The 9,780-nt window shown below is 58.6% G+C and carries 11 protein-coding genes and 1 pseudogene; all 12 read right to left on the bottom strand.

Going from position 1 to position 9,780, the window contains the following annotated elements:
• Positions 1 to 103: 103 nt before the first annotated feature.
• Positions 104 to 1,393, bottom strand: coding sequence for a histidine--tRNA ligase (gene hisS, locus ACIP66_RS27230; protein WP_400652262.1), 1,290 nt, complete (start codon positions 1,391 to 1,393; stop codon positions 104 to 106).
• Positions 1,394 to 1,430: 37 nt separating this feature from the next.
• On the bottom strand, positions 1,431 to 2,540 hold the full coding sequence (gene ispG / locus ACIP66_RS27225) for a flavodoxin-dependent (E)-4-hydroxy-3-methylbut-2-enyl-diphosphate synthase (RefSeq protein WP_400652260.1): 1,110 nt from the start codon (positions 2,538 to 2,540) through the stop codon (positions 1,431 to 1,433).
• 3 nt (positions 2,541 to 2,543) lie between these two features.
• Positions 2,544 to 3,578 carry a RodZ domain-containing protein gene (locus tag ACIP66_RS27220; protein ID WP_400652257.1) on the bottom strand — a complete coding sequence of 345 codons (1,035 nt, stop codon included), beginning with the start codon at positions 3,576 to 3,578 and terminating at the stop codon, positions 2,544 to 2,546.
• A complete protein-coding gene (gene pilW, locus ACIP66_RS27215; protein ID WP_053123531.1) occupies positions 3,578 to 4,336 on the bottom strand; it encodes a type IV pilus biogenesis/stability protein PilW in 759 nt (252 codons plus the stop codon). The genes ACIP66_RS27220 and pilW overlap by 1 nt, the downstream gene beginning before the upstream one ends.
• Positions 4,337 to 4,348: 12 nt before the next feature.
• Positions 4,349 to 5,497 (bottom strand): annotated as a pseudogene (rlmN, locus tag ACIP66_RS27210) (23S rRNA (adenine(2503)-C(2))-methyltransferase RlmN).
• Between the two features lie 28 nt (positions 5,498 to 5,525).
• Positions 5,526 to 5,951, bottom strand: a complete 426-nt coding sequence (ndk, locus tag ACIP66_RS27205; protein WP_007916882.1) for a nucleoside-diphosphate kinase — start codon at positions 5,949 to 5,951, stop codon at positions 5,526 to 5,528.
• Positions 5,952 to 6,039: 88 nt separating this feature from the next.
• Positions 6,040 to 6,240, bottom strand: a complete 201-nt coding sequence (gene iscX, locus ACIP66_RS27200) for a Fe-S cluster assembly protein IscX (RefSeq protein WP_008084655.1) — start codon at positions 6,238 to 6,240, stop codon at positions 6,040 to 6,042.
• Positions 6,241 to 6,254: 14 nt separating this feature from the next.
• Positions 6,255 to 6,596 carry an ISC system 2Fe-2S type ferredoxin gene (gene fdx / locus ACIP66_RS27195; protein ID WP_007916885.1) on the bottom strand — a complete coding sequence of 114 codons (342 nt, stop codon included), beginning with the start codon at positions 6,594 to 6,596 and terminating at the stop codon, positions 6,255 to 6,257.
• Positions 6,596 to 8,461, bottom strand: a complete 1,866-nt coding sequence (hscA, locus tag ACIP66_RS27190) for a Fe-S protein assembly chaperone HscA (RefSeq protein ID WP_400652251.1) — start codon at positions 8,459 to 8,461, stop codon at positions 6,596 to 6,598. Before hscA ends, fdx begins: the two co-directional genes overlap by 1 nt.
• Positions 8,462 to 8,512: 51 nt before the next feature.
• Complete coding sequence (hscB, locus tag ACIP66_RS27185; RefSeq protein WP_053123537.1) at positions 8,513 to 9,034, bottom strand: co-chaperone HscB; 522 nt, start codon at positions 9,032 to 9,034, stop codon at positions 8,513 to 8,515.
• 8 nt (positions 9,035 to 9,042) lie between these two features.
• Positions 9,043 to 9,366, bottom strand: a complete 324-nt coding sequence (iscA, locus tag ACIP66_RS27180) for an iron-sulfur cluster assembly protein IscA (protein ID WP_400652248.1) — start codon at positions 9,364 to 9,366, stop codon at positions 9,043 to 9,045.
• A 34-nt stretch (positions 9,367 to 9,400) separates the two neighbouring features.
• On the bottom strand, positions 9,401 to 9,780 hold a 380-nt coding region (gene iscU, locus ACIP66_RS27175; RefSeq protein ID WP_400652246.1), incomplete at its 5' end, for a Fe-S cluster assembly scaffold IscU.

Here is a 9,780-nt window from a genome sequence, read left to right as displayed (position 1 = left end):
CGTCTTCGGTACTCGACACCCCAATACGACGCTCTTCCGATCTCGTCTTCGGTACTCGACACCCCAATACTCCTTAATCGCTAAATCGGCTGTTTAGACAGCTTCAACCCTGCACGACGCAGGTGGCCAGGTGAGCGGCGAGCGCATCCCAGGCAAGGCTTTGTTGTTCGCCCTGGCCACGCAGGGGTATGAAACCTACCACTTGCTGGGCCATTTCGTCGTCACCGAGGATCAGTGCGTACAGCGCACCGCTCTTGTCGGCTTTCTTGAACTGGCTTTTGAAGCTGCCGGCGCCGGCATTGACTTGCAGGCGCAGGTTTGGAAGTTGATCGCGAACGCGTTCAGCCAGGGCCAGACCGGCCAGCTCGGCCTCTTCACCGAAGGCGCAGAGGTAGACATCGACCTGACGGGAGATTTCTTCCGGGATCTGCTCAAGGGTTTCGAGCATCAACACCAGACGCTCGATGCCCATGGCGAAACCAACGCCGGTGGTCGGCTTGCCGCCCATTTGCTCGACCAGACCGTCGTAACGACCACCCGCGCAAACAGTGCCCTGGGCGCCGAGCTTGTCGGTGACCCATTCGAAAACGGTTTTGCTGTAGTAATCGAGGCCGCGAACCAGCTTCGGGTTAAGCACGTACGGAATGCCGACGGCATCCAGACGCGATTTCAGACCTTCGAAGTGTGCACGGGACTCTTCATCGAGGTAGTCGGCCATCTTCGGCGCATCGACCAGCACCGCTTGAGTGTCGGCATTTTTGGTGTCGAGCACGCGCAGCGGGTTGGTTTTCAGACGACGCTGGCTGTCTTCGTCGAGCTTGTCGTGGTGCGCCGAGAGGTACTCGACCAGCGCTTCACGATAACGCCCACGGGACTCGCTGGTGCCGAGGCTGTTGAGTTCGAGTTTGACCGCATCACGGATGCCCAGCTCGCCCCACAGGCGCCAGGTCATGATGATCAGCTCGGCGTCGATGTCCGGACCGTCGAGGTTGAACACCTCCAGACCGATCTGGTGGAACTGACGATAACGGCCTTTCTGCGGACGCTCGTGGCGGAACATCGGACCGATGTACCAGAGTTTCTGCACCTGGCCACCGCCGGTGATGCCGTGCTCAAGCACCGCACGCACGCACGCCGCAGTGCCTTCCGGACGCAGGGTCAGGGAGTCGCCGTTGCGGTCTTCAAAGGTGTACATCTCTTTTTCGACGATGTCGGTCACTTCACCGATCGAGCGCTTGAACAGCTCGGTGAACTCGACGATCGGCATGCGGATCTGCTTGTAACCGTAGTTATCCAGCAGGCGCGCAACGGTGCCCTCGAAATAACGCCACAGGGGAGTCTGTTCGGGCAGGATGTCGTTCATGCCACGAATGGCTTGCAATGACTTGCTCACTTTAAATCCTTAAATTCGTTCGGCTCTTCAGTCAGGGTCAGCCGCGCGCAATTACGGCAGCGTCAGCTTCGACCTTTTCGGCCGCTTTCTGGCGGATCAGCCTTTCCAGCTCGTCCACCAGATTGTCATTCGTCAGTTTCTGCGCCGGCTTGCCGTCGATGTAAATCAGGTTTGGCGTGCCGCCGGTCAAGCCGATATGGGCTTCCTTGGCTTCACCGGGGCCGTTGACCACACAACCGATTACCGCGACATCCAGCGGCACCAGCAGGTCTTCAAGGCGCCCTTCCAGCTCGTTCATGGTTTTCACCACATCGAAATTCTGCCGCGAGCAGCTCGGGCAGGCGATGAAGTTGATGCCACGGGAACGCAGATGCAAAGACTTGAGGATGTCGTAACCGACCTTCACTTCCTCGACCGGATCGGCCGCCAGCGAGATGCGGATAGTATCGCCAATCCCTTCGGCGAGCAGCATACCTAGGCCCACGGCGGATTTCACTGTGCCCGAACGCAATCCACCGGCTTCGGTGATGCCCAGGTGCAGCGGCTGGACGATTTCTTTCGCCAGCAAGCGGTAGGCTTCGACGGCCATGAACACGTCGGAGGCCTTCACGCTGACCTTGAAGTCTTGGAAATTCAGGCGTTCGAGGTGTTCAACGTGGCGCAGAGCAGACTCAACCAGGGCGGCTGGGGTCGGCTCGCCGTATTTCTTTTGCAGGTCTTTTTCCAGCGAGCCGGCGTTGACGCCGATGCGGATCGGGATCCCGCGATCACGCGCGGCATCGACCACAGCACGAACACGGTCTTCGCGACCGATGTTGCCCGGGTTGATGCGCAGGCAGTCGACGCCCAGTTCGGCTACGCGCAGAGCGATCTTGTAGTCGAAGTGGATGTCGGCAACCAACGGCACTTTGACCAGTTGTTTGATCTTGCCGAACGCCTCGGCGGCGTCCATGTCCGGTACCGATACGCGGACGATGTCGACGCCGGCGGCTTCCAGACGATTGATTTGCGCAACAGTGGCGCCAACGTCATTGGTGTCGCTGTTGGTCATGCTCTGCACAGCGATCGGCGCATCGCCGCCCACCGGTACGTTGCCGACCCAGATCTTGCGCGAAACGCGACGTTTGATTGGAGATTCGCCGTGCATGACTTATTGACCCAACTTCAGGCGAGCAGTCTCGCCACTGGTGAACGGAGCGACGTCGACCGGCTGGCCGTTGTAGCTGACCTGCGCGCCGCGAGCGTAGCCCAGGCGGACGGCAAACGGTGGCTTGCCGGCAACGGCGAGGCTGTCGCCCTTACGCTTGAGACCACTGAACAACACTTTGCCGCTGCCATCGGTGACTTGCGTCCAGCAATCGGCAACGAACTGCATTGAAACCTGACCTTCGCCAGCCACTGGTGCCACTGGAGCCACGTTCGGGGCGATCGGTGCAGTCGTGGTTGGTGCTGGTGTAGCAGGCACAGCCGGAGCAGGTGTTGCCGGGGTGGCAACCACTGGCGCTGGCGTGTGAACCGGCGCAGTCGGCGCAACCGCTGGAGCGGTCGGCGTTGCTGGCGCAGTCGATGTCGCAGGAGCAGTAGCTTCGGCACCGGTGGATTCCGCGGTGGTTTCCGACTGCGGCAGCGCCAGAGCGGTCGCGCCCTCGGCCTGACCTTCGGCGACAGCCTGATCTTCCGGCTCGTCGATCGGGTGAATCTGCGTGGTGCCGTCGGCGCCTTCGACTTCAACGTGTTCCGGCGTCAGGCTGGTGAAGTCCTTGGTACGCAGCGAGGTCTGATCCTGCCACCAGACGAAACCACCGCCGATGACCGCGATCAGCAACAACAGGCTGACGATACGCAAAATAGTGTGGGAAACCCGCACAGGCTCTTCGATACGGCCCAAGGCGTGAACGTTGCTGCCTTGGGAATCGGTGCCGGTGGACTGGTCGAACTGCTGAACCAGAACGGTCTGATCCATGCCGAGCAATTTGGCATACGCGCGAATGTAACCGCGAGCAAAGGTATGCCCCGGCAGCTTGTCGAAAGCACCGGCTTCAAGATTGCCCAGAGACGTCACGGTGAGGTTGAGCTTGAGGGCCACTTCGGCCAGCGACCAGCCATTGCTTTCGCGGGCCTGGCGCAGGGTCTCACCGGGGTTAACGCGATTCGCTGCTACAACTTCGGGATGCGCCGCTTTCATCATTGCTCCGACAGGTATTGCTGATATTCCGGCGTACCGGGATAGAGTCGTTTTAATTGCAGGCCATAACTGGCGGCCTTGTCGCGATCTTCAAACACTTTTGCCAGCCGAACGCCGAGCAATAGACTACGTGCATTTTGTTCGGTCAGCAGGCTGAAACGGTCGTAATAGTCACGCGCGGGCACATAATGCCTGTCTTCGAAGGACAACTCAGCCATTTCCAGCAATGCGCGCGGTTGTTGACGGTTCAGCCGCAAGGCTTTTTCCAGTTGCTGCTGCGCGACATCACGCTGACCGAGTTTCGCCGCCGTCATGCCGAGGTTCTCGAACACACGCGAGCGCTCAGGATACAGGGTATCGGCGGCCGCCTGTTCAAAACGCTCGTAGGCTTCTTTATAACGCTGTTCTTCGTAGAGAAAACTGCCGTAGTTGTTGAGGATACGGGCATCGGCGGGACGCGAGGACAAGGCCTTGCGGAAATGCTCGTCGGCCAGTGCAGGCTCCATTTCGGCTTGAAACACCAAACCGAGCGCGGCATTGGCGTCTGGATCCGAACTGTCGAGTTCCAGCGCCTTCTTCAACGGCACCTTGGCCCGTTCGGTCATGCCTTGTTGCAAGTATCCCAGTCCCAACTGCACATAGGCAGCCCGCGCTTCATCGCGGCCCTTGCTGGTCTTCATCGGGTTGTAGTCACCCGACAGGACACAACCAGCACACAGGCTGGCCAACAGCAACAGCAGCGCAAAGCGCAGGGACATAGAGATCCTCTCTTAATTAGTGTTCGCGGCGTTCTGTGCCAGATCGCTGTCGGCGTTCAACTCACGCACGGCGATATAACGTTCGCTGCGACGGGTGCGATCCAGCACCTGCCCTACCAATTGACCACATGCGGCGTCAATGTCTTCACCACGGGTGGTGCGAACAGTGACGTTGAAACCGGCCTGATGCAACTGATCCTGGAAACGACGGATCGCGTTGTTGCTCGGACGCTCGTACCCGGAATGCGGGAACGGGTTGAACGGAATCAGGTTGATCTTGCACGGAATGTTTTTCAGCAACTCGACCATCTCAACGGCGTGTTCAACCTTGTCGTTGATGTCTTTGAGCAAGGTGTACTCGATGGTCAGCACACGTTTTTCGCCCAGGGACGACATGTAGCGCTGGCACGACTCGAGCAGCATCTTAAGCGGATATTTCTTGTTGATCGGCACCAATTGGTTACGCAATGCTTGATTCGGTGCTTGCAGGGACAACTCCAGGTAGACTTCGATGTTATTGTACAGCTCTTAGATCATAGGAACCACTACCGAGGTGTAAAGGTTCACGCTGAGATTGGAGATCCCGTAGCCGAGGTCATCCATCATCAGATGCATGGCGGCGACGACGTTGTCGAAGTTCAGCAGCGGCTCACCCATGCCCATCATCACCACGTTGGTGATGGCACGGTCGACGGTTGCCGGGACACTGCCGAAAGATTTGTTGGCAATCCACACCTGACCGATGACTTCGGCGGCGGTGAGGTTGCTATTGAAGCCTTGCTTGCCGGTGGAGCAGAAACTGCAATCCAGGGCACAGCCTGCCTGGGACGAAACGCACAGAGTGCCGCGTTTGCCCTGGGGAATGTACACGGTCTCGACGCAGCTGCCGGACGCCACACGCACCACCCACTTACGGGTGCCGTCGGTGGAGATGTCCTCGCTGACCACTTCCGGACCACGGACTTCAGCAATAACCTTGAGCTTGTCGCGCAAGGCCTTGCTGACGTTCGTCATGGCGTCGAAATCATCGACACCAAAGTGGTGAATCCATTTCATTACCTGACCGGCACGGAAACGCTTCTCCCCGATTGAGTCGAAGAATTTTTCCATTTCCTGTTGAGTCAGACCCAGCAGGTTGGTTTTTACAGTCGATGTAGTCATGGATTCACCTTCACTCTTAAGCCAATGCTTAGCGAGTGGTTACTTCAGTAGCTGCGAAGAAGTACGAGATTTCACGAGCAGCTGCGGCTTCGGAGTCCGAACCGTGAACAGCGTTGGCGTCGATGGAATCAGCGAAGTCAGCGCGGATGGTGCCGGCAGCAGCTTCTTTAGGGTTGGTAGCGCCCATCAGCTCACGGTTCAGAGCGATAGCGTTTTCGCCTTCCAGAACCTGAACAACAACAGGGCCGGAGATCATGAAAGCAACCAGGTCGCCGAAGAAACCACGAGCGCTGTGCTCAGCGTAGAAGCCTTCAGCTTCGGCTTTGGACAGTTGCTTCAGTTTCGAAGCTACAACGCGCAGGCCGGCTTTTTCGAAACGAGTGGTGATTTCGCCGATGACGTTTTTTGCAACAGCGTCAGGCTTGATGATGGAGAAAGTGCGTTGAACAGCCATGGTGTAACTCCAGAAACGGTAATTTGCGAAAAATTAAACCCGCGAATTATACGCGGGTTCTTGGGTATTGCCTAACCTGCGAGGACGATCAGTCCAATTCTTCAGCCCAGAGCGTCTGAACCGCTTCCAACACCTTCTCGCCAACACGACCAGAGGTATTGTCAAAATCCGGCAGCTCTTTGATCCATTGCTGCAGATCGACGAAATTGACAGAAAACGGGTCTACGCCCGGCTTGGCCTCGGCCAACTCTTCTGCAATACGTTGAACATCATTCCAACCGTAGCTCATGACAGTCTTACCAGTCAGTGCGGCGCTTCAGCCGCATGGTTAAGCGAATATTTCGGAATTTCGACGGTGATGTCTTCTTCACCAACGATAGCCTGACAGGCCAGACGCGATTGCGCTTCCAGACCCCATGCACGATCGAGGAAGTCTTCTTCCAGCTCGTCAGCCTCTTCCATCGAGTCGAAACCCTCGCGGATGATGCAGTGGCAGGTGGTGCAAGCGCAGACGCCCCCGCAGGCGCTTTCCATCTCGATGTGGTGTTCGTGGGCCAGTTCGAGAATCGATGTGCCGGGCGCGGCCTCGACCACCATGCCTTCAGGGCAGAACTTCTCGTGGGGCAGAAAAATGACCTGCGGCATCAGATATCCTCGATTTCATTCAGATTGCGCCCCGACAAAGCGGCTTTCACCGTCAGATCCATGCGGCGGGCAGCAAAAGCATCGGTCACTTGCGACAGACGCTTGGTCTGCTGCTCGATGGCATAACCATCGGTGCCTTTCATCAGTTCAGCCAGTTCCTGCAGTTGCAGGTCGATGACCATGCGCTCTTCGGCGTCGAGCAAACGCTCGCCATCAGCCTCCAGAGCGCCCTGCACCGCTTCGATCAGGCGCTGGGCATCGACTTGCTGCTCGCGTAGAACGCGGGCGACTTTATCGTCATTGGCGTGCTGGAACGAATCCTTGAGCATCTTGGCGATTTCGCCGTCGGTCAGACCGTAAGACGGCTTGACCTGAATGCTCGCTTCAACGCCTGAGCCCAACTCACGGGCAGACACGCTGAGCAGACCGTCGGCATCGACCTGGAAGGTCACGCGAATTTTCGCTGCGCCGGCCACCATCGCTGGAATGCCACGCAATTCGAAGCGCGCCAGCGAGCGGCAGTCACTGATCAGCTCGCGCTCACCCTGCAACACGTGGATCGCCATGGCCGACTGGCCGTCTTTGTACGTAGTGAAATCTTGTGCGCGAGCGACGGGGATGGTGGTGTTGCGCGGAATCACCTTCTCCATCAAGCCGCCCATGGTTTCCAGCCCCAGGGACAGTGGAATCACGTCGAGCAGCAGCAGTTCGCCGCCATCGCGCTTGTTGCCCGCCAGGGTATCGGCCTGAATCGCAGCACCGATGGCCACCACTTGATCCGGGTCGATTTCGGTCAGAGGCTGACGACCAAAGGCTTCGGCAACGGCTTCGCGAACGCGAGGAACGCGAGTCGAACCGCCAACCATAACCACAGCGTGTACGTCGTCCAGTTCGATGCCGGAGTCGCGCACGGCGCGGCGACAAGCTTTCAGGCTGCGCGCGACCATTGGCTCGATCAGCGCATCGAAGGCTTCGCGGGTCAGCGGTGCTTTCCAGTCGCCGTAGGCCACTTCAACACTGGCCGAGTCGGTCAGGGCTTCTTTGGCCGCGCAAGCGGTTTGCAGCAGATTACGTTGTGCGCCCGGATCGAGATCGGCGGACAGCCCGGCACTCTCGATGATCCAGCCGGCAATCGCGTGATCGAAGTCATCGCCGCCCAGCGCGCTGTCGCCGCCAGTGGCCAGCACTTCAAAAACACCGCCAGTCAGACGCAGAATCGAAATATCGAAAGTACCGCCGCCGAGGTCATAAATTGCGACCAGGCCTTCGGCATGTTGATCCAGACCGTACGCCACAGCGGCCGCAGTCGGCTCGTTGAGCAGACGCAGCACGTTCAGACCGGCGAGTTTGGCCGCATCTTTGGTGGCTTGACGCTGAGCATCATCGAAGTAAGCCGGAACGGTGATCACCGCGCCAACCAGCTCGCCACCCAACGTCGCTTCAGCGCGCTGACGCAGCACTTTGAGGATATCGGCGGAGACTTCGACCGGGCTTTTCGGGCCTTGCACGGTGTCGATGAACGGCATGTGCGATTCGCCACCGACAAAGCGGTACGGCAACTGGTCGCCCAATTGCTTGACGTCGGACAGACCACGACCCATCAAGCGCTTGACCGACAGCACAGTATTCAAAGGATCGGACGCGGCGGCCAGCTTCGCCGACTCGCCGACTTCGACGTGATCGGCGTGGTAACGCACAGCGGACGGCAGGATGACCTGCCCGTTTGCGTCGGCCAACGGTTCGGAAAGACCACTGCGCAACGCAGCGACCAGCGAATTGGTAGTGCCCAAGTCGATCCCCACAGCCAGACGACGCTGGTGCGGTTGAGGACTTTGGCCGGGTTCGGCGATCTGCAGTAGGGCCATCGTGATCAGGACTTATCTGTATATCAGGCGTGCGACCGGAGCGGCACTGGGTTAATCGTCGAGGCGCTCTTCTAACTGGCGCACTTCGTAGGTGAGCTTGTCGAGGAACTGCATGCGCCGCATCAGGCGTTCGGCCTGTTCGCGTTGCGCCGCATCATCCCAACAGGCTGCGAAGCTTTCGTTGAGTTCTTCCTGAGCCACTTTCAAGCGACGCTTGAACACCGCGACACCGTCGAGGTCGGCACTGTCCTGGAGGTCTTCAAGCTCTTCGCGCCATTGCATCTGCTGCAGAAGAAACTCGGGATCATGGACAGTGACTTCCATCGGCACTTCATGCCCGCTGATGGTCAGCAGGTAGCGTGCGCGCTGGGCCGGACTCTTGAGCGTCTGATAGGCGTCGTTGAGCCGTGCAGACTGCTCGAGTGCGGTTCGCTGCTCACGCTCGGAAGCGTCGGCGAAGCGGTCAGGATGAACGCCGCGCGCCAACTCACGGTAGCGCGTGGCCAACTGCTCGAGATCCAGACGGAAACTCGGTTGCAGCTCGAATAAAGCGAAATGACAAGGAATACCCACGACAAGCCTCAGATATTGAAGCTTTCGCCGCAGCCACATTCACCGCGTACGTTGGGGTTGTTGAACTTGAAGCCTTCGTTCAACCCTTCCTTGACGAAATCGAGCTCGGTGCCGTCCAGGTAGGCGAGGCTTTTCGGGTCGATGATCACTTTTTCGCCGTGACTCTCGAACACCTGATCCTCTGCAACCACCTCGTCGACAAACTCCAGCACGTAGGCAAGGCCGGAACTGCCTGTGGTGCGAACACCCAGACTAATCCCTACACCTTTGCCGCGCCCGTCGAGGGAGCGCCGCACGTGTCGAGCAGCCGCTTCTGTCATGCTGATAGCCATCGGTGACTCCTTACTCGTCGCCAAATCCAGAAAGTCAGATCAAGCCTTTCTTCTGCTTGTAATCGCGAACAGCCGCTTTGATAGCGTCTTCAGCCAGTACCGAGCAGTGAATTTTCACTGGCGGCAGGGCCAGTTCTTCGGCCAGCTGAGTGTTCTTGATGGTTTCTGCTTCGTCCAGGGTCTTGCCCTTCATCCACTCGGTGGCGAGGGAGCTGGAAGCGATAGCCGAACCGCAGCCGTAGGTCTTGAACTTGGCATCTTCGATGATGCCGGCGTCGTTGACCTTGATTTGCAGACGCATCACGTCGCCGCATGCCGGAGCGCCGACCATGCCGGTGCCGACATCAGGATCTTCCGCGTTCATCTTGCCGACGTTGCGCGGGTTTTCGTAGTGGTCGATGACCTTTTCGCTGT

It is taken from the genome of Pseudomonas sp. NPDC088429, assembly GCF_044753305.1.
Taxonomy (GTDB): domain Bacteria; phylum Pseudomonadota; class Gammaproteobacteria; order Pseudomonadales; family Pseudomonadaceae; genus Aquipseudomonas; species Aquipseudomonas rustica.
The sequence above is the reverse complement of the archived record's forward strand: the minus strand, read 5'-3'. Positions and strand labels throughout refer to the sequence as shown.

What these genes read in the sequence shown, in the direction of transcription:
- ispG (WP_400652260.1), bottom strand. Translation starts at nt 2,540, where the DNA reads ATGCACGGCGAATCTCCAATCAAACGTCGCGTTTCGCGCAAGATCTGG.
- ACIP66_RS27220 (WP_400652257.1), bottom strand. Translation starts at nt 3,578, where the DNA reads ATGAAAGCGGCGCATCCCGAAGTTGTAGCAGCGAATCGCGTTAACCCC.
- pilW (WP_053123531.1), bottom strand. Translation starts at nt 4,336, where the DNA reads ATGTCCCTGCGCTTTGCGCTGCTGTTGCTGTTGGCCAGCCTGTGTGCT.
- ndk (WP_007916882.1), bottom strand. Translation starts at nt 5,951, where the DNA reads ATGGCTGTTCAACGCACTTTCTCCATCATCAAGCCTGACGCTGTTGCA.
- iscX (WP_008084655.1), bottom strand. Translation starts at nt 6,240, where the DNA reads ATGAGCTACGGTTGGAATGATGTTCAACGTATTGCAGAAGAGTTGGCC.
- fdx (WP_007916885.1), bottom strand. Translation starts at nt 6,596, where the DNA reads ATGCCGCAGGTCATTTTTCTGCCCCACGAGAAGTTCTGCCCTGAAGGC.
- hscA (WP_400652251.1), bottom strand. Translation starts at nt 8,461, where the DNA reads ATGGCCCTACTGCAGATCGCCGAACCCGGCCAAAGTCCTCAACCGCAC.
- iscA (WP_400652248.1), bottom strand. Translation starts at nt 9,366, where the DNA reads ATGGCTATCAGCATGACAGAAGCGGCTGCTCGACACGTGCGGCGCTCC.